Below are 18,915 nucleotides of genomic sequence, written 5' to 3'. Positions count from 1 at the left end.
GGTTCCCCCGAACGGGTCAGGCGGTGGCCGCCGGATGCTGGGTGCGGCTGACGTCGTAGACCCCGGCGACCCCCCGCATCGCCCGCATCAGCGACGGCAGCCGGGCCGCGTCGGGCAGGCTCAGGGTGTACGTGTGCCGGACGCGCTGCTCGCTGGGGGGTTCGACGGTGGCGGAGACGATGGCGGCGCCTTCGGCGGCGATGGCCTCGGTGAGATCGGCCAGCAGCCGGGAGCGGCCGAAGGACTCGGCGACCAGGGTGACCCGGCAGTCCGTGGCCTCGCCCCAGCGGACCGGTACCGGCTGCCGGTCGAGGGACCGCATCCGCGATACGGCGGGACATTCCTGGCGGTGGACGGTGACCACGCCGCCGCGGACGGGGAAGCCGGTGACGGCGTCGGGCGGGACGGGCGTACAACAGCCGGCCAGTCGCACGGTCACCGGCTCGGCGGCCGGGTCCGCGTCGGGAAGGTCGATCAGCGCGTTCGTGCCCTCCGCGCGGTCCGGGGCCACGGGCAGCGGTCTACGGGGCGCGGCGGCGGGCGGAGCGGCGTCTTCCGGGTGGCTGTCGAGCCAGGCGCCGATGGCGATCCGGGCGGCTGGCGTACGGGCGTGGTCAAGCCAGTCGGGGGAAGGCCCGGACCCGGTCTCCCGGAACGCTCCCCTGGCCCCCTCGTCGGCCAGCAGCAGCTGTACCGTGTCGCCGTCCTTGAGGACGGTCCCCAGGGCGGCGAGGCGGCCGTTGACCCTGGCCCCGATACAGGAGTGGGCCCGCTGCCCGTACTGGGCGTACGCGGCGTCGACGCAGGTCGCACCGGCGGGCAGTCCGAGGGTGCCGCCGTCGGCGCGGAAGACCGCGATCTCCCGGTCCTGGGCGAGGTCGGCGCGCAAGGAGGTCCAGAAGGCGTCGGAGTCCGGGGTGGCCTCCTGCCAGGCGAGGAGGCGGGAGAGCCAGCCGGGGCGGGTGGGGTCGGCCCGCTCGCCGTCGGCGGTCTCGCCGGGGGCCGCCGGGTCGGGGTCCGCGGCACCGGTCTCGGCGGTCGCGTAGGGGTTGCCCAGGGCGATCACCCCGGCCTCGGCCACCCGGTGCATCTGGTGCGTACGGATGAGGACTTCGGCGACGGCGCCGTCCGGGCCCGCGACGGCGGTGTGCAGCGACTGGTAGAGGTTGAACTTGGGGGCGGCGATGAAGTCCTTGAACTCGGAGACCACCGGCGTGAAGCAGGTGTGGAGTTCGCCGAGTACGCCGTAGCAGTCGGCGTCCTCGCCGACCAGGACGAGCAGCCGGCCGAAGTCCGTGCCGCGCAGCTCGCCCCGTTTTCCGGCCACCCGGTGGACGGAGACGAAGTGGCGGGGCCGGATATGGACCTCGGCGGCGATACCGGAGTCCCGCAGTACGGCGCGGAAACGTTCGGCCACGGAGTCGAGTACGGCCCGGGCGGTGGAGTTCTCCGCGATCAGGGCCCTGGTCCGCTCGTACTCGGCGGGGTGGAGGATCGCGAAGACCAGGTCCTCCAGCTCCGTCTTGAGCGCCTGGACCCCGAGCCGCTCGGCGAGGGGAATCAGCACGTCCAGCGTGACCTTGGCGATCCTGACCTGCTTCTCGGGCCGCATCACCCCGAGGGTCCGCATGTTGTGCAGCCGGTCGGCGAGCTTGATGGACATCACCCGGACGTCGTCGCCGGTGGCGACGAGCATCTTCCGGAAGGTCTCGGGCTCGGCGGCGGCGCCGTAGTCGACCTTCTCCAGTTTGGTGACCCCGTCCACGAGATAGGCCACCTCGGCACCGAACTCCCGCTCGACCTGTTCGAGCGTCACATCGGTGTCCTCGACGGTGTCGTGGAGCAGGGACGCCGTCAGGGTCGTGGTCTCGGCGCCGAGTTCGGCCAGGATCAGGGTGACGGCCAGCGGATGGGTGATGTACGGCTCGCCGCTCTTGCGGAACTGCCCCCGGTGGGACGACTCCGCGAGGACGTACGCGCGGTGCAGCGGCGCGAGATCGGCGTCCGGGTGGTGGGCCCGGTGGACGTCCGCCACATGTCCGATGGCGTCGGGGAGCCGGTGCCGGGCGGCGGGCCCCAGCAGCGCCGCGCGGCCCAGCCGGCGGAGGTCGATCCGGGACCGGCCGCGTCGACGGCTGTGGGCACCAGGGTTGGCGGCCTCTGCACTCATGGGGCACCTCCGCGCGGAATCGATACGCAACGCCCGGCGGTTGGCGGAGCGTTCGTGCCCCCGGGGCCGGTGCTTGATGCTACCGAGCCCACCACGTGGAGCAGTCCGGCTCTCGCCGAGCGTGAACCGGATCACCCGTTCGAGCGAAGCTCTATGCGTCGGCGGTTTCGGAGCGTACGAAGAGGGCAGGCGAAATGTGACCCTCAGCGACGATCGCGGCGGGGCCCGTCATCTCGACCTCTCCGTCCGGCCGCTCCGTGATCACCAGCCGCCCGCCCGGCAGATCGACGGTGTACGTGGCGGGGACCCCGGTCAGCGCCGGGTCGGCGCCGTCCCGGCGGGCCGCCGCCACGGCGACGGCACAGGCACCCGTACCGCAGGAGCGGGTCTCCCCGGAGCCCCGCTCGTGGACCCGCATGGCGACGTGGCGCTCCCCGCGGTCGACGACGAACTCCACGTTCACGCCGTGCGGATAGACCTCGGCGGGCGCGTACTCCGGGGCGGTGCGCAGTTCGCCCGCCTGGTCGAGGTCGGCCACGAAGGCGACGGCATGCGGATTGCCCATGTCGACATGGCGGGCGGGCCAGCTCAGCTCGCCGACGGTGACGGTGACGTCCTCGCCGGGGAGTACCGCGCGGCCCATCCGGACCGTGATCTCCCCGCCGTCGGGGTCGCCCGCGGGGCCCTTGGCGATATGGACCTTCTTGACGCCGCCCCGGGTGGCCACGGCCAGCTCACCGGCCCCGGCGTGGCCCGCGTACTGGAGGTAGCGGGCGAAGACGCGTACGCCGTTGCCGCACATCTCGGCGACCGAGCCGTCGGAGTTGCGGTAGTCCATGAACCACTCCGCCTGGTCCGCGAGGTGGCGCGCCTCGGGATGGGCGGCGGAGCGGACCACGTGCAGCACGCCGTCGCCGCCGATCCCGGCCCGCCGGTCGCAGAGCCGGGCCACGGTCGCCGGGGAGAGGTCGAGGCCGTTCTCCGGGTCCGGGAGGACGACGAAGTCGTTCTCCGTGCCGTGCCCCTTGAGGAAGGCGACCGGGCCGGCCGGAGGTGCGGTCTCGTACGGGGGGCGCGAAGGCTCTGCGGTGCTCACGCCGTCCATCGTACGAGGACGACCGGTACAGGGCCCCTGACGGGCCCGGAGGCCCCTGGTCCCGGGCGCTACGGCCGCGGATACGAGGGAGGGGGCCCGGGGGCGGTCACTGCCGTACGGGATGGGTTCGGACGACTCCGGTGATGCCGGGGGCACCGCCGCGCCCGGCGTCCGCGATCCGGGCGGCGCGCGCCGGAGGCCGTGACCGGGAGACGGGCCGACGCGACGGCCGGGGGCCGGCTAGCGCAGCCGGGCAACCCGCCAGACGGCCAGGGCGACCGCGACGGCGGCCACCCCGATGTAGAGCGCGAGGACTCGCCAGTCCGGTCGCTCGCCCGAGCCCCGGGACGGCAGTCCGGGCCAGGTGTATCCCACCCGGCGGGCCGCCATCACGCCCCATCCGGCGGCGCAGCAGCTGAGCAGCAGGCCCAGCATGGCGACGACGGCGCCCGCCTCGCCGGTGCCGAAGGCGAGCGGGAAGGCGAACATCAGGGAGCCGACGGCGGCGAGGACGACGATGGGCGCGAGCTGCCAGATCCGCAGCTTGCGGGCGGGGCGCAGCTCGACCTCGACCTCGTCCGTGACGATCTCCTGGTCGTCCGGGCCGTCGGGGCTGAGCCCGGGTGCGCCGTCGACGACATCACGTGGTTGCTGCTCGGTGTCGTGAGGGCCGGCCTCCATCGCCACGCGCCCTCCCAACTCGGACTCCACGTCGATCGATGCTCGATGATGGCACGGCCTGAGGTGTCTGGATGACGGGCGTGGCGTCCCGATGCCATCACGTGATCAGGCTGTGACCGCTCGTTCGATCAACGCCAGCGCCTGCCGCGGAAGTTCCCCCCGGTCCGCCGCGGCCCCACTGAGCCAATGCACCCTGGGGTCCTTCCTGAACCAGGAATCCTGACGGCGCGCGAAGCGTTTGGTGGCGCGTACGGTCTCGTCGCGCGCCTCCTGCTCGGTGCACTCCCCGGCCAGGGCGGCGAGGATCTGCTGGTAGCCGAGGGCGCGGGAGGCGGTGAGCCCCTCCCGCAACCCCCGCCCCTCCAGTTCGCGTACCTCGTCGACGAAGCCGGCCTCCCACATCACGTCGACCCGCCGGGCGATGCGCTCGTCCAGCTCCGGCCGGGCGACGTCGACCCCGATCTGCACAGTGTCGTAGACCGACTCGTGGCGGGGGAGATTGGCGGTGAAGGGCCGCCCCGTGATCTCGATCACTTCGAGGGCGCGGACGATCCGGCGGCCGTTGCCGGGGAGGATCGCCCGGGCCGCCTCCGGGTCGGCCGCGGCGAGCCTGGTGTGCAGTACGCCGGGGCCGGAGAGTTCCAGCTCGCGCTCCAGCCGGGCCCGGATCTCCGGGTCCGTACCGGGGAACTCCAGGGCGTCGACGGCGCCGCGCACATAGAGTCCGGAGCCGCCGACGAGGACGGGCGTACGGCCTTCGGCGAGCAGCCGGTCGATCTCGGCCCTGGCTCGCCGCTGGTACTCGGCGACGCTGGCGGCCTCGGTGACGTCCCAGATGTCGAGGAGCTGGTGGGGGACGCCGCCGCGTTCCTCGACCGTCAGCTTGGCGGTACCGATGTCCATCCCCCGGTAGAGCTGCATGGAGTCGGCGTTGACGACCTCACCGCCCAGTTCGCGGGCGAGGAAGACACCCAGATCGGACTTTCCGGCCGCGGTGGGACCGACGACGGCGATGACCCGCGGCGCGGGGGCTGCACTACTCACCGTCCCAGTCTCCCAAACTCGCGGGAGGTGTCCCCGATCGGGCGAGGTGACGGGGCGGCGGGGGCTTCGTTCCTGTTGCGGAGGCGCTGGCACGGTTGCGCGGTCCGGGCCCGGCGGTACGCGACGGAGGCCCGGGGGCCGCGGGGTGCGGCGCGCACGAGGACGTATGGAGGGCTCATGAGCGTGTGGTCATGGTTCGGGCGGAAGAAGAAGGCGGCGGCCGAGGTCGCGGGAGCGGAACCGGGGGCCGGGACGGAGGCGGCCGGGGGATCGGCGGGGGACGTCTCCGCCGACGCGGCGGGCGGGGACGCGGTCTCGGCAGACACCGGTGGCGAGAAGCCCCAGAACCCCGAGAAGGCGGCGGAAGCGGCGAAGGCTGAGAACCCCGAGAAGGCTGAGAAGGCGGCCGGGTGCCCGGTGACGGCCGCGGAGAGCCCGGTCGGGGCGGGGGTGGGGATCCCGCGTCAGCAGTCGACGGGCGATGTCGAGGGCAGTGAGGCGGGCGAGGGCGCCCGCCAGTAGGGGACCCGCCGGACGGATCACCGCAAACGCGAAACCGGCGCCGGTTTGTCACACTGGATGTCACCAATCGCTCACGAGGGAAGGTGGCCCATGGGTCTCATGGACACGCTGAAGGCCAAGCTCGCCCCGGCCAAGGAGAAGGTCTCCGACCTCGCGCAGCAGCACGGGGACAAGATCGAGCACGGTCTGGACAAGGCCGCCAAGGCGGTCGACTCGCGCACCAAGGGCAAGTACAGCGGCAAGATCGAGACGGGGACCGGCAAGGCCAAGGAGGCCCTGGGCCGGATCGCCCACAAGGACGACGACGGCGGTACTCCCCCGCCGCCCTCGTCGCCCCCGCCGGCCGCCTGAGCGGCGGCCGAGCGCTTTCTCCCCACGGCCGAGGGCCGCGGAGCGGACCGCTCCGCGGCCCTCGGTTCGCCGTGGGACCGGTCGGGTCGTTCCGGCGGGTTCGGCACCAGGGGCGCGCGGCGTCCCCTGTGCGCCGGTGCTCCGCGCGGTCGTCAGCTCCAGGTGGCGACGAGGTATCCGACGCCGTACGGGGCCTCGTCGGCGAGCAGTGTCCCGGTCGGCGTGGTGCCGTCCGCGGCCCCGGCGAGGACCTGCCAGGGGGCCCGGCCCGCGGCCTTCAGTTCGGCCGCCAGTAGGGGATCGAGTGCGGCCAGCGCCCCGCTGTCGGCGGCGGCGAGCGCCCGGGCGACGCTCTCGTCGAAGGCGGTGGCCCGGTTGTCGAGATAGCCCGGCGCCTTCACCGTACGGCAGGCGCTGCCGTCCCCCATGACCAGCAGGGCCACCCGCTCGGCCCGTCCGGCGGTCGTCCGGCCCTCGGCGGCGCACGCCCCGGGCGCGAGCCGCTCGTCCACCGCGAGCCCCTCCACGGGTGCGGACGCCCATCCCGCGCGGGCGAGCAGCCAGGCGCCGACGGCGAGCGGGTACGGCAGCGGGCGTCCACCGGGCTCTCCCGGGCCGAGCCGGACCTCGGTGTCGACGCCGAAGCCCCGGAAGTTCCCGGCGGTGCCGGAGGGGTACGGTCCGGCCGCGTCGGGCTCCGCCGGGCCGATCACCACCAGCAGATCGGGGCGGGCCGCCGCCAGGACCCCGACGGCGTCGAGGCAGGCGGCCCGTACGGAGTCGAGTTCGGGGGCGGCGCCGGTGGCCACCTCGGGGACGAGCAGCGGCGGACACGGGCACACGGCGGCGGCGACAAGCATGATCGGCAGCCTAGTGCGTACCGGAACGCCCGGCCCCGGGCCCCTGTCGCGGGGCCGGGGCGACGTCCGGCGCCCTCATGGGGCGTACGGACCGCGGGGTACGGATCAGAGCGCGCAGCCGGGCGTGGCCGGGGCGGGCAGGGGCGCCGGGACGCCGACCGACGGCAGGCCCAGCATCACGCCCGCGGGCTTCGGGGCCGCCGCTTCCTTCCGCTTCTGCCAGGCGTCACCGGCCCGCGTCCGGTGGACCGCGGACACGGCACCCTCGGCGAGCAGATGGTGCGGGGCGGCGTAGGTGATCTCGACGGTGACCACGTCGCCCGGCCGCACCTCCTCGTCGGGCTGGGTGAAGTGGACGAGGCGATTGTCGGGGGCGCGGCCGGAGAGGCGGCGGGTGGCACCGTCCTTGCGGCCCTCGCCCTCGGCGACCATCACGTCGAGGGTCCGGCCGACCTGCTTCTTGTTCTCCGCCCAGGAGATCTCCTCCTGGAGGGCGACCAGGCGTTCGTACCGCGCCTGGACGACTTCCTTGGGGATCTGGCCGTCCATGGTGGCGGCGGGGGTGCCGGGGCGCTTGGAGTACTGGAACGTGAAGGCGTTGGCGAAGCGGGCTTCGCGGACCGTGTGCAGCGTCTGCTCGAAGTCCTCCTCGGTCTCGCCGGGGAAGCCGACGATGATGTCGGTGGAGATGGCGGCGTGCGGGATGGCGGCGCGCACCTTCTCGATGATCCCGAGGAACCGCTCCTGGCGGTACGAGCGGCGCATCGCGCGCAGCACCGTGTCCGAGCCGGACTGGAGCGGCATGTGGAGCTGGGGCATCACATTGGGCGTCTCGGCCATGGCGGCGATGACGTCGTCGGTGAAGTCGCGGGGGTGCGGGGAGGTGAACCGGACGCGCTCCAGGCCCTCCACCCGGCCGCAGGCCCGCAGCAGCTTGCTGAACGCCTCACGGTCGCCGATGTCGGAGCCGTAGGCGTTGACGTTCTGGCCGAGCAGCGTGATCTCCGATACGCCCTCGGCGACCAGGGCTTCGATCTCCGCGAGGATGTCGCCCGGCCTGCGGTCCTTCTCCTTGCCGCGCAGGGCCGGGACGATGCAGAAGGTACAGGTGTTGTTGCAGCCGACGGAGATGGAGACCCAGGCCGCGTAGGCGGACTCGCGGCGGGTGGGCAGCGTCGAGGGGAACGCCTCCAGCGATTCCGCGATCTCGACCTGCGCCTCCTCCTGCACCCGGGCGCGCTCCAGCAGGACGGGCAGCTTGCCGATGTTGTGCGTACCGAAGACGACGTCGACCCAGGGGGCCCGGCGCACGATGGTGTCGCGGTCCTTCTGGGCCAGACAGCCGCCGACGGCGATCTGCATCCCGGGGCGCCCGGCCTTGCGGGGGGCGAGCCGGCCGAGGTTGCCGTAGAGCTTGTTGTCGGCGTTCTCACGGACCGCGCAGGTGTTGAAGACGACGACGTCGGCGTCGCCGTCGGAGCCTTCGGGGGCGCGGACGTATCCGGCGCCCTCCAGCAGACCCGAGAGCCGCTCGGAGTCGTGGACGTTCATCTGGCACCCGTAGGTGCGAACCTCATATGTACGTGTGGCGTCCACTGCGCCGCTCCGGTCCGTGCTGCTCATGCAACAAGAGTAGGCGGTGTCCGGCACGCCCCCGTCCGGATACCGACGGAGGCCGGGATTCCGCCTCTGGCGAGTCCTCGCCAGGGCTCTGGTCATCACGGTGAGTGACCTGTCAGGATCGCAAGCATGTTCACGAATCCGCTCCGCACCCGCCGCGGGAGGCTCTTCGCCGGGGCCGCCGCCGTCCTCGCGGCGCTCGGGCTGCTCTCGTGGTGGCTGCTGCCGCTGGGAGAGCAGGAGCCGCGGGACTCCGTCACCTTCAGCACCGGTGTGCACAACGGGGTGTACCAGCGGTACGGCGCACTGTTGAAGGACGCCCTCGCCGAGGACCTGCCGGAGGTGGACATCACCCTGCTGACGAGTGAGGGGTCGCAGCAGAATCTCGCCCGGGTGGCCTCGGGGGAGGCGGACTTCACCATCGCCACCGCCGACGCCGTCGCGCAGTACCAGCGGGAGGGCAAGCCGGGCGCGGACCGGCTGCGGGGCTGTGCCCGGTTGTACGACGACTACGTGCAGCTGGTCGTGCCCGCGGACTCGCGGGTCCGCGAGGTCGCGGATCTGCGGGGACTGAAGGTGGGGGTCGGCCAGCCGGGATCGGGGGTCCGGCTGATAGCGGACCGGCTGCTGGCCGCCTCGGGCCTCGATCCGGTGAAGGACGTCACGGGCGTGCCGAACGGCATAGACACCGTCCCCGAGCTGTTGGAGAACGGCACCATCCAGGCGTTCTTCTGGTCCGGGGGGCTGCCGACGAAGTCGGTGCAGTCGCTCTCGGAACGCTTTCGGATACGTCTGGTCCCGCTGGAGCGGGGCCTGATCGAGAAGGTGCACCGGGCGGGCGACCCGACGGGCTCCTACCGGTTCGCGATGATGCCCCCGGATCTCTATCCCCGCGCCCAGAGCAGCGTCCCGGTGAACTCGATGGCGGTGGCGAATCTGCTGGTCACCACCGATCGTATGGACTCGGCCCTGGTGGAGGGCTTCACCAGAACGGTGATCCGCAGCCGTGACGGCATCGGCCGTACGGTCCATCCGGCCCAGCTGGTGGATCTGCGGACCGCCATCTACACCGAACCGCTTCCTCTGCACGAGGGGGCCGGGCGCTACTACCGGTCGGTCAAGCCGTAGGGGCGGGTGGGGTACGGGGGACGGTGAGGGTGACCTCCAGCCCCTGGGGCTCGTGGTGGGCGTAGGCGATGGTGCCGCCGCCCGCCGAGAGGAGGGCCCGGGAGATGGAGAGCCCCAGTCCGGAGCCCTTGACGTTCTGATGCCGGTTGCTGCGCCAGAAGCGGTCGCCGACCCGGGTCAGTTCGTCCTCGGTGAGCCCGGGGCCCTCATCGGTGACGACCACGGTGGAGATCTCGCCCCGGGAGGCCACGACCACGGTGACCTCCGCCCCGCCGGGGGTGAACTTGACCGCGTTGTCGATCACCGCGTCCAGGGCGCTGGAGAGCGCTATGGGGTCCGCCCAGGCCGTGACCGCGCCCCCGGTCCCGGTCAGCCTGACGCCCTTGTCCTCGGCGACGGCCCGCCAGGAGGCGACGCGTTCGTCCGCCAGGGCGCCGATATCGGTGAGTTCGAGAGGAGCCGAGGCATGTTCGGCGAGTGCGAGATCGAGCAGGTCGTCGAGTACCTGCGCGAGACGTCTGCCCTCGGTACGGACGGAGGCGATCTCCTCATTGCCCTCCGGCAGCTCCAGGGCCAGCAGCTCGATCCGGAGCAGCAGGGCCGCCAGGGGATTGCGCAGCTGGTGGGAGGCGTCGGCGACGAAGGTCCGCTGCTGTTCGAGTACGCCCTCGACATTGTCGGCCATCTCGTTGAACGAGCGGGCCAGCCGCCGCAGTTCGGGCGGGCCCCCGGCGGCGGCGACACGGGAGTTGAGCCGTCCCGTGGCGATGTCGTGGGTGGCCGCGTCGAGTACCCGTACGGGCCGCAGTACCCAGCCGGTGAGCCGGAACGCGGCGGCCACGGCGAGCAGCATCGCGGCGCTCTCCCCCGCGGCGATCAGCAGCCAGCCGCGGATTACCCGTTCCCGGAGCTGATCGGTGGGCGAGTCGGTGAGGACGACGGCGACGACGTCCCCGTCGCGGACCACCGGGGAGGCGACGACCAGTCGTCCGTCCCGGTCCCAGGGCCATACCTGCGGAGGGTCCTGGGAGCGGCGGCCGGTCAGAGCTTCGCGGAACGCTTCCCGGCCCTGCCCCTCGGCGGGTACGACCCAGTTCCCGGGGGCGCGGGCCATCAGGGACTTCCCGTCCCGGAGGAAGATCCCCACATGGATGCCGTAGGTCGAGTAGTACCGGTTGAGCTGGTCCTGGAGCATCGATCGGCGCTCGGCCTCGGCGCCTTCGCTCGCCGTGACGAACTGTGCCAGCGCCGCGAACCGTACGGTGTCGTCGATCCGGTCGACCACCACCCGCTGCTGCTGCCCGGCGGCGAAACTGACGGCCAGCGGGAAGCCGAGCGCCAGCAGGACTCCCGCCATCAGCACGATCAGCAGGGGGAGGAGACGGGTACGCACAGTCCCCTCAGTCGCCCGGTGTCACAAGGCGGTAGCCGACGCCGCGGACGGTCTCGATCAGGGCGGGCATACCGAGCTTGGCGCGGAGCGACGCGACATGGACCTCCAGGGTCCGGCCGGTCCCCTCCCAGTTGGTCCGCCAGACCTCGCTGATGATCTGTTCCCGCCGGAACACCACCCCCGGGCGCTGGGCGAGCAGCGCCAGCAGATCGAACTCCTTCCGGGTGAGCTGGACGGCCGTACCGTCCACACTGACCCGGCGAGTGGGGAGTTCGACGGTGACGGCGCCCAGTCGCAGGGCGTCGTCCGCGGCACCGGAGGCGGTGGGCGCCTCCTCCACGACGGTGGTACGCCGCGCCACGGCATGGATCCGGGCGAGCAGTTCACCGGTGTCGTACGGCTTGACGACATAGTCGTCGGCGCCCAGATTGAGTCCGTGGATCCGGGAGCGGACGTCGGCCCGCGCGGTCACCATGATGACCGGGGTGGCGGTGATCTTCCGGAGCTTTCCGCAGACCTGGTAGCCGTCCTGGTCGGGCAGGCCGAGATCGAGCAGTACCACCCCGAAGGGCGGCTTGCCGGGATGGGTCGCGGGCAGCACGGCCCGCAGCGCCTCCTCGCCGTTGCGGGCGTGCACCACATCGAAGCCGTGCCGGGCGAGGACGGCCGACAGGGCAGCGGCGACATGATCGTCGTCCTCGACGAGCAGCAGTCTCATGTCCCCCCTTCGGTCCCGGCACCGTGCCGCGGGCTCCCCGCGACCGTCGATGCTCGATGTGTGCTTGCTGTGCGGCCGGCCGTGTCCGGTGGTGGCGCTTCCCGGCACACGCGATGACGTACCACCGCATGAAGGCCGATTCCGAGCCGGACAGTCAAGGACATTCCCCCGCCCGCCCGTATCCGTTATCCAGCCGGTACGCCGATGGTCATCTGATTCACTCATCGTATCCGGACGAGGCCGGATCGTTATGCTCAATTTCCGCTCAGATGTAATGACGCTGGTCGCACCGCGTCACTACTGTCCTCCCAACCAAGGAGGACGGGGGCTGTGGGCCGATGAGCGGAGTATCTGTGTCCAAGGACGACGGAAGTGCCGCTCCTGCGGCCGAGGACCTGGTCGTACTGAGCGATGTCAACAAGCACTTCGGCGCGCTGCATGTGCTCCAGGACATCGACCTGACCATCGCCCGGGGTGAGGTCGTGGTCGTCATCGGACCTTCCGGGTCCGGCAAGTCCACCCTCTGCCGCACCATCAACCGGCTGGAGACCATCGACAACGGGTCGATCTCGATCGACGGCAAGCCGCTGCCCTCGGAGGGCCGTGAGCTGGCCCGGCTGCGCGCCGATGTCGGCATGGTGTTCCAGTCGTTCAACCTCTTCGCCCACAAGACGGTCCTGGAGAACGTCATGCTGGGCCAGATCAAGGTCCGCAAGAAGGAGAAGGGCGAGGCGGAGCGGCGGGCGCGTGAGCTGCTCGACCGGGTCGGCGTGGGAACCCAGGCCGACAAGTACCCGGCTCAGCTCTCCGGCGGCCAGCAGCAGCGGGTGGCGATCGCCCGGGCGCTGGCGATGGACCCCAAGGTCATCCTGTTCGACGAGCCGACCTCGGCCCTCGACCCCGAGATGATCAACGAGGTGCTGGAGGTCATGCAGCAGCTCGCCCGGGACGGCATGACCATGGTCGTGGTCACCCACGAGATGGGCTTCGCCCGCTCCGCCGCCAACCGGGTCGTCTTCATGGCCGACGGCAAGATCGTCGAAGAGGCCACGCCCGACGAGTTCTTCAGCAACCCGCGCAGCGACCGCGCCAAGGACTTCCTGTCGAAGATCCTGCACCACTGACCCCAGCGGTCACGTCACCCACCAGCACATCGGCTGCCGCCCGGGCCACGCGCTCCGGCCGGGACCGACCGACCCGCCGGGACCGCCGCGCACCCGTATCCGTATCGGCCCGGCGGCCCGGACCAGTTCCGGACCGAACCGGGGCTGGTTCCGGGCCGGGTCACGGTCCCGGGTCGCGTCGGCCGACGGACGGCTCAGCAACGGCGAACCACGACGTAAGGGATGTTCACATGAAGCTCCGCGCCCGCAAGGTATCCGCGGCCATCGCCACCGTTCTCACCCTCTCCCTGGCCGCGACCGCCTGTGGAGGCAGCGACTCCGGCGACGGCGGCGGCAAGATCACCATCGGGATCAAGTTCGACCAGCCCGGTGTCGGTCTGAAGACCCCGGACGGCAAGTACACCGGGTTCGATGTCGATGTCGCGACGTATATCGCCAAGGAACTGGGCTACGAGGCCAAGGACATCGAGTGGAAGCAGACCCCGAGCTCCCAGCGGGAGACCATGCTGGCCAACGGTGACGTCAAGTTCATCGTCGCCAGCTACTCGATCACCGACAAGCGCAAGGCGAAGGTCGACTTCGCCGGTCCGTACTTCCTCGCCCATCAGGACCTGCTGATCCGCAAGGACGAGACGGGCATCACCAAGGCCGCGGACCTGAACGAGAAGAAGCTGTGCTCGGTCACGGGCTCCACCTCCGCCCAGAACGTCCAGGAGAAGCTCGCCCCCAAGGCCGACCTCAAGACCCTGGGCGGCTACTCCGAGTGCCTGACCAGCCTGGAGAACAAGGAGGTCGACGCCCTCACCACGGATGACGCGATCCTCGCCGGGTACGCCTCCCAGGCCGAACACCAGGGCAAGTTCAAGCTCGCCGGTCTGAAGCTGAGCAACGAGAACTACGGCATCGGCATCAAGAAGGGCGACGCCGACCTCAAGGCCAAGATCAACAAGGCCCTGGAGAAGATGAAGTCCGACAAGTCCTGGGACAAGTTCGTCGAGGCCAACTTCGGCAAGTCCGGTTACCAGAACGAGCCCGCGCCGGCGATCGACGCGAGCTGAGGCCAGCGGTGACGTGCCATCGGCCCCGGCGGCCGATGGCACGCGCCATCTACCCACCAGGAGAGATCGCGGGTCAACGTGTTCGATTTCCTCGATTCCCCGCAGTACGACCTGCTCGACGCGTTCTGGATGACGGTCAAGCTCACCGCCTACTCGGCCGTCGGTTCCCTGATCTGGGGAACGCTGCTGGCCGGGATGCGGGTCGGCCCCGTCCCGCTCATGCGGGCCTTCGGTACCGGCTATGTCAACATCGTTCGTAATACACCGCTGACCGTGGTGATCGTGGCCTGTTCCGCGGGCCTCGCCTCGACCCTGGGCGTGAAGCTCGGAGGTGAGACCTTCGAGGACATCGGGTTCCGGATGGCCGTCCTCGGACTGGTCGCCTATACCGGCACCTTCGTCTGCGAGGCGCTGCGCTCCGGGATCAACACGGTCCCGGTCGGGCAGGCGGAGGCCGCCCGGGCCATGGGCTTCAGCTTCCTGCAAGTCCTGACCCTGGTCGTACTCCCCCAGGCGTTCCGTGCGGCCGTCACCCCGCTCACCAACGTCCTGATCGCCCTCACCAAGAACACCACGGTGGCCTCGGCGATCGGGGTGGCGGAAGCCTCGGCCCTGATGAAGATCATGGTCGAGAACGAGGCCGACGCGCTCTTCGCCGTCTTCGGCGTCTTCGCCTTCGGCTTCATCGTTCTGACCCTGCCGACCGGTCTGCTTCTGGGCTGGGTGGCCAAGCGTGTGGCGGTGAAGCGATGAGTTCCGTTCTGTACGACGAGCCGGGCCCCAAGGCGAAGGCCCGGAACATCGCCTACACCGTTGTCTTTCTGGTGGTGCTGGGGCTCGGCCTCTGGTGGATCCTCGCCACCATGGCCGACAAGGGGCAGCTCGAATCGGAGAAGTGGAGCCCCTTCGTCAAGGACTCCAAGGTCTGGACCACCTTCCTGCTCCCGGGTCTCTGGGAGACGGTGAAGGCGGCGGCGATCTCCGTGGTGATCGCCCTGCCCCTGGGCGCGGCGCTCGGTATCGGACGGCTCTCGGACCATGCCTGGGTCCGGATACCGGTCGGTGCGGTGATCGAGTTCTTCCGCGCCATCCCGGTTCTGCTGCTGATGGTCTTCGCCTTCCAGTTCCTGGTGGAGTTCACCGACATCGAGTCGGACTTCCGGCCGATGTACGCGGTAATCATCGGCCTGGTGCTCTACAACGCCTCGGTGATCGCGGAGATCGTCCGGGCCGGAATCCTGTCGCTGCCCCGGGGTCAGACCGACGCCGCCCAGGCGATCGGGATGCGCAAGGGCCAGACGATGACCTATGTCCTGCTGCCGCAGGCGGTCACCGCGATGCTGCCCGCGCTCGTCAGCCAGCTCGTCGTCATCGTCAAGGACACGGCGCTCGGCGGTGCCCTCCTCGGCTTCGGCGAGCTGCTGTACCAGAACCGGGCGATCACGGCGAACTACGGCGCGAACACCATCGCCACACTGACCGTCATCTCGCTCATCTTCATCCTGCTGAACTTCCTGCTCACCAGCTTCGCCAGCTGGCTGGAGAGGCGGATCCGGCAGGGGAAGAAGAGCACCGGCGCGGTCCTCAGCGGTGACACCGTCGAAGCCACGGCGGGCGACGCCGGAAAGACACCGTAGCCACGGACGAGATCGAAACGGCGGGGGCGGTAGTGCCGAACACGGCGCTACCGCCCCCGCCGTCACCACCCCGCGCACCCCCGATGGATCAGTGCCCGCCGTGCCGCTCCCCCGTCACTTGACGCAGACACCCCCAGTGGGTTGCATACGTTCTGTGATCGCGCACCGGGGCTCCACCGAACCTTCCCGAACGCCAACGACCGCCCTGACGTCCCGGCGAGGCCGAGGAGCCGCTCCGTGGACCCGGTGATCGTCGTCGGCGCCGGGCCGGTCGGCTTGGCCCTCGCCCTCGCGCTCGGCCGCCAGGGCGTACCGTCGGTACTGCTCGACGAGTCCACCGAGACCGAGGAACCCCGTCCCGCCAGGACCGTCGTCCTGCGCCCCGATACGGCGGCGGCCCTCGACCGCCTCGGCTGCGCCACCCTCCGCGACGAAGGCGCCCACTGGACCGGCTGGCGCTCGACGCGCCGCAAGCAGGAGGTGCGACGGCTACCGCTCGGCGGCGACGCCCCTCCTTCGCCTTTGCACATCCCCCAGCACGCCCTGACTCGCGGTCTGCGGGCCGCGGTCGCCGCCCAGCCGCTGGTCACCCTGGTCCCCGCGGGCCGGGTCGACGCGCTGGAGCAGGAGCCCGGCGCGGTCACCGTCCACACCCGGGACCCGAAGGCGACCTGGTGGCGGGGCAGCCATGTCGTGGGCTGCGACGGCGCCCGGTCGACCGTACGCAAACTCCTGGGCATCCGCTTCCCCGGGCGTACGGCGGTGGAACGCCATGCCGTGGCCACCCTGCGCGTCGAACTCCCCTGGCCCGACGAGGCCCTGCTGCACCGTCAGCCGCCGTGGCGCGGCGCGGCCGCCGAGATCACCGCCCGTCCCCTGCCCGACGACGTCTGGCGGCTGGACTGGCTGCTGCCGCCCGGCACCGATCTGGTCACCCCCGACACCCTGGTGGCCCGGGTCCGCGACACCCTCGCGGGCTGGTGCGGAACGACTCCGCCGTACGACCTCCTCGACACCGGCGTGTACACGGCGCACCACCGGCTGGCCATGCGCTGGCGGGTCGACCGGGCCTTTCTGGCGGGCGACGCGGCGCATCTGCTGGGCGCACTCGGGACCCAGGGCCTGGACGAGGGGCTGCGGGACGTCGACAACCTGGCCTGGAAGCTGGCGTACGCCCGTCGGCACGAAGGCTCGGAGACGCTGCTCGACAGCTACCAGGCGGAGCGGCGGACCGCGGTCGCGGCCCGGCTGCGCGCCGCCGACCACGTCCTGTCGTCGGTTCGCGGGGGCGGGGGCCTGCGGGTCCGGCTGCCCGGGACGACACGCGGCCACGACACCCTGCTCACCGACGCCCATCTCGGCCGGGGGCCGCTCGGCGCCCCGCCGGCGCACACCCATTCGCCGCTCGCCCCCGAACGCACCGCGGCCCAGGTCACCGTCGCCACGGAACCGGGGGGTCCGGTCGAGGACGTACCGGTGACCGCCCCGGACGGTACGGGGGCCCGGCTCCGGGACCGGCTGGGGCAGGGCCGGCTGCTGGTCCTGCTGATCGCGCCCGGCACCGGGGTGTGGGACCGCAGGCACTGGCAGGGCGCCGGGGTGATGCCCCGGCTGGACGCCGCGGTCTCCGCCCTGCCCGTACCCGCCGAGCTGCTGGTGGCGGAGGCGTATCCGGGGGCGTCCGCCCATACCGTGCTGCTGGTACGGCCGGACGGGCATCTCGTCGCCGCCTTCCCGGGGGTGCGCCCGGATGAGCTGTACGCGGCGGCCGACGCGGTCCGCGGCGGCGGCGACACCTCGGCGGCGCCCAGCGACAGCACCGCGGACGTCAATTGACCGAGGGAGGGCACCGATGGTGTACTCCGATTCGTGACCGACACCGATGTACGCCTGTGGCGGAGGGTCCATATGGACCTGCTCCGCTACGCGGGCTGCGTGTGTCGACCGTCCGTCTGACTTCGCGACGTTCTCCCTCCTTCTCCCGGCGCTCCGGTGTCGCTGTTTCCGCGCGCACCGTACGGGCCGCTTCGCGTTCCCGCGCGCCTCCGCGAACTCCTCAGGACGGTTCAACCATGTCCCAGCCCGTGTCCGCGTTTCCCTCCCGCCCGCCGACCCCACCAAACACGGCGACCTCGTCGTCCCCGCCCTCATCACCCCCCGCTACGCCTTCGGTCCCCTCCGGCTCCTCGTCCGTTCCGGCCGGTCCGGCCGTCCGGGGCTCCGGCCCCTCCTCCGCCGAACTCCTCGACTTCGTCCGCCGGGCCGCGGCCGACCCGGAGCTGATCGCGTCGCTTCCCCTCGACCCGGACGGCCGTACCTGGGTACGGCTGGCCGGGCCGGGGGAGAGCGAGGCATGGCTGATCGGCTGGCCGCCGGGTTCGGGTACCGGCTGGCACGATCACGCCGAATCGCTCGGCGCCTTCGCCACCGCGACGGGCGAACTGGTCGAACACTCCCTGGCGGTACGGCTTCCGGCCGGTGGCTGGAAGACCCTGGAACTGGCGGAGGACTTCGACCGGGAGCGCCGGCTGGCCGCCGGGCAGGGCCGGGCGTTCGGCCGCCACCATGTGCACGAGGTACTGAACGCGTCGGCCGCGCACGCCGTCTCCGTACACGCGTACTATCCGCCGTTGCCGCTGATCCGCCGGTTCAGCCGTACCGGCGCGGTACTCCGCCTGGAACAGGTCGAGCGTCCGGAGGACTGGCAGTGAACAGCGACAACATCTCAACCGAAGCGTCGATCGTCGGCGGTCCCGCCGCGCCCGTCGGAATCGATGTCCTGCTGGAGCGAGTCCGGGCGGGGCTCGACCGGGTGTCGGCCGGGCAAGCCGTCGAAGAGGCAGCGGCGGGCGCCCTGCTGGTGGACATCCGCTATGCGGCGCTGCGCGACCGGGACGGGCTCATCCCGGGGGCGGTCGTCGTGGAGCGCAACGAGCTGGAGTGGCGGCTCGACCCCCGGGGCAGTCATCGGCTGCCCGAGGCGGTCGACCACGATCTGCGGATCGTGGTCGTCTGCAACGAGGGGTACGCCTCGTCCCTCGCCGCCGACTCCCTCCGGCAGCTCGGTCTGCACCGTGCGACGGATCTGATCGACGGCTTCCAGGCGTGGAAGGCGGCGGGACTGCCCGTCGTCTGACGGCCACGAGCGGCCGGGACCGCGCCGGGGGTGTCCAGCTCGGCGGGCCGCCGACCGACAACGGCTCCCGGCGTACGGTCCTCCTCGCCCGCCCGCCCCGGTGGCACGGGAGGGGAGGACCGGTCCCGAGGTCACGTACGCCTCGTGACCGCCGTGCTCCGCGCGCCAGGTGGGCGGCGATCCCGGCGTCGGATCCGGGCCGCCGTCGGCGGGGCCGGGTCGCCGCGGTCTCCCCCGTGGAGCGCGGCGCCGGTGCCGTGAGCCGTAGGCCCCGTGCCCGGCGGGATTCGCCGGATCCACCGGCGACGGCGGGGCCGGTGGCGGCGCTCACCCGGATACGGATGTCCGCGCCGTCCTCGCACCTCGTGCCGTGGGTG

At 71.7% G+C, this 18,915-nt stretch carries 19 protein-coding genes; 11 read left to right on the top strand and 8 right to left on the bottom strand.

All coding sequences use genetic code 11. The features are described 5' to 3' along the window. Positions 1–16: 16 nt before the first annotated feature. The 4 genes from AB0G74_RS09845 to miaA all read right to left on the bottom strand — a co-directional run bounded on the left by AB0G74_RS09845 (position 17) and on the right by miaA (position 4,991). Positions 17–2,170, bottom strand: coding sequence for an HD domain-containing protein (locus AB0G74_RS09845; RefSeq protein ID WP_361142680.1), 2,154 nt, complete (start codon positions 2,168–2,170; stop codon positions 17–19). Positions 2,171–2,321: 151 nt separating this feature from the next. Then, a complete protein-coding gene (dapF, locus tag AB0G74_RS09840; protein ID WP_361142678.1) occupies positions 2,322–3,275 on the bottom strand; it encodes a diaminopimelate epimerase in 954 nt (317 codons plus the stop codon). 231 nt (positions 3,276–3,506) lie between these two features. Then, a complete protein-coding gene (locus AB0G74_RS09835) occupies positions 3,507–3,947 on the bottom strand; it encodes a hypothetical protein (RefSeq protein ID WP_361142675.1) in 441 nt (146 codons plus the stop codon). A 105-nt stretch (positions 3,948–4,052) separates the two neighbouring features. Further along, entirely contained in the window at positions 4,053–4,991 is a 939-nt protein-coding gene (miaA, locus tag AB0G74_RS09830; protein ID WP_361142672.1) for a tRNA (adenosine(37)-N6)-dimethylallyltransferase MiaA, read from the bottom strand. A gap of 177 nt (positions 4,992–5,168) precedes the next feature. Here miaA and AB0G74_RS09825 point away from each other — a divergent pair, with 177 nt between their 5' ends. After that, on the top strand, positions 5,169–5,513 hold the full coding sequence (locus AB0G74_RS09825) for a hypothetical protein (RefSeq protein ID WP_361142668.1): 345 nt from the start codon (positions 5,169–5,171) through the stop codon (positions 5,511–5,513). Positions 5,514–5,603: 90 nt separating this feature from the next. Continuing rightward, the gene (locus AB0G74_RS09820) at positions 5,604–5,864 is read left to right on the top strand and encodes an antitoxin (RefSeq protein WP_361142665.1); all 261 of its coding nucleotides are present in this window, start codon (positions 5,604–5,606) and stop codon (positions 5,862–5,864) included. Positions 5,865–6,016: 152 nt separating this feature from the next. Here AB0G74_RS09820 and AB0G74_RS09815 read toward each other — a convergent pair whose 3' ends face one another. After that, positions 6,017–6,724, bottom strand: coding sequence for a class III extradiol dioxygenase subunit B-like domain-containing protein (locus AB0G74_RS09815; RefSeq protein ID WP_361142662.1), 708 nt, complete (start codon positions 6,722–6,724; stop codon positions 6,017–6,019). A 105-nt stretch (positions 6,725–6,829) separates the two neighbouring features. Further along, positions 6,830–8,347 carry a tRNA (N6-isopentenyl adenosine(37)-C2)-methylthiotransferase MiaB gene (miaB, locus tag AB0G74_RS09810; protein WP_361142659.1) on the bottom strand — a complete coding sequence of 506 codons (1,518 nt, stop codon included), beginning with the start codon at positions 8,345–8,347 and terminating at the stop codon, positions 6,830–6,832. A 126-nt stretch (positions 8,348–8,473) separates the two neighbouring features. On the opposite strand from miaB, the gene AB0G74_RS09805 reads away from it, so the two are divergent. After that, entirely contained in the window at positions 8,474–9,472 is a 999-nt protein-coding gene (locus tag AB0G74_RS09805; protein WP_361142656.1) for a TAXI family TRAP transporter solute-binding subunit, read from the top strand. Here AB0G74_RS09805 and AB0G74_RS09800 read toward each other — a convergent pair. After that, positions 9,462–10,865, bottom strand: coding sequence for a HAMP domain-containing sensor histidine kinase (locus AB0G74_RS09800; protein WP_361142654.1), 1,404 nt, complete (start codon positions 10,863–10,865; stop codon positions 9,462–9,464). The two genes, AB0G74_RS09805 and AB0G74_RS09800, sit on opposite strands and share 11 nt — an antisense overlap. A 7-nt stretch (positions 10,866–10,872) precedes the next feature. After that, the gene (locus AB0G74_RS09795; RefSeq protein ID WP_361142651.1) at positions 10,873–11,583 is read right to left on the bottom strand and encodes a response regulator transcription factor; all 711 of its coding nucleotides are present in this window, start codon (positions 11,581–11,583) and stop codon (positions 10,873–10,875) included. A 338-nt stretch (positions 11,584–11,921) separates the two neighbouring features. Here AB0G74_RS09795 and AB0G74_RS09790 point away from each other — a divergent pair, with 338 nt between their 5' ends. The 8 genes from AB0G74_RS09790 to AB0G74_RS09755 all read left to right on the top strand — a co-directional run bounded on the left by AB0G74_RS09790 (position 11,922) and on the right by AB0G74_RS09755 (position 18,538). Continuing rightward, positions 11,922–12,707 carry an amino acid ABC transporter ATP-binding protein gene (locus AB0G74_RS09790; RefSeq protein WP_361142649.1) on the top strand — a complete coding sequence of 262 codons (786 nt, stop codon included), beginning with the start codon at positions 11,922–11,924 and terminating at the stop codon, positions 12,705–12,707. Between the two features lie 230 nt (positions 12,708–12,937). Continuing rightward, on the top strand, positions 12,938–13,765 hold the full coding sequence (locus AB0G74_RS09785) for a glutamate ABC transporter substrate-binding protein (protein WP_361142646.1): 828 nt from the start codon (positions 12,938–12,940) through the stop codon (positions 13,763–13,765). 78 nt (positions 13,766–13,843) lie between these two features. Next, positions 13,844–14,518 (top strand): amino acid ABC transporter permease, encoded by a 675-nt coding sequence (locus tag AB0G74_RS09780; protein WP_361142644.1) that lies wholly within the window; start codon positions 13,844–13,846, stop codon positions 14,516–14,518. Further along, a complete protein-coding gene (locus AB0G74_RS09775; RefSeq protein ID WP_361142641.1) occupies positions 14,515–15,402 on the top strand; it encodes an amino acid ABC transporter permease in 888 nt (295 codons plus the stop codon). The genes AB0G74_RS09780 and AB0G74_RS09775 overlap by 4 nt, the downstream gene beginning before the upstream one ends. Positions 15,403–15,639: 237 nt before the next feature. Beyond that, the gene (locus tag AB0G74_RS09770; RefSeq protein ID WP_361142638.1) at positions 15,640–17,238 is read left to right on the top strand and encodes an FAD-dependent monooxygenase; all 1,599 of its coding nucleotides are present in this window, start codon (positions 15,640–15,642) and stop codon (positions 17,236–17,238) included. Positions 17,239–17,271: 33 nt separating this feature from the next. Then, positions 17,272–17,358: a putative leader peptide gene (locus AB0G74_RS09765; RefSeq protein ID WP_358825559.1), complete on the top strand. Its 87-nt coding sequence runs from the start codon at positions 17,272–17,274 to the stop codon at positions 17,356–17,358. 116 nt (positions 17,359–17,474) lie between these two features. Next, the gene (locus AB0G74_RS09760) at positions 17,475–18,113 is read left to right on the top strand and encodes a cysteine dioxygenase (RefSeq protein WP_361142636.1); all 639 of its coding nucleotides are present in this window, start codon (positions 17,475–17,477) and stop codon (positions 18,111–18,113) included. After that, positions 18,110–18,538 (top strand): rhodanese-like domain-containing protein, encoded by a 429-nt coding sequence (locus tag AB0G74_RS09755; RefSeq protein ID WP_361142633.1) that lies wholly within the window; start codon positions 18,110–18,112, stop codon positions 18,536–18,538. The genes AB0G74_RS09760 and AB0G74_RS09755 overlap by 4 nt, the downstream gene beginning before the upstream one ends. The last annotated feature ends 377 nt before the right edge of the window (positions 18,539–18,915 follow it).

The organism is Streptomyces sp. NPDC020875 (assembly GCF_040641415.1).
In the GTDB taxonomy this organism is placed as follows: Bacteria; Actinomycetota; Actinomycetes; order Streptomycetales; family Streptomycetaceae; genus Streptomyces.
Note: the sequence above shows the minus strand (reverse complement) of the source record. Positions and strands in the feature narration are given on the sequence as shown.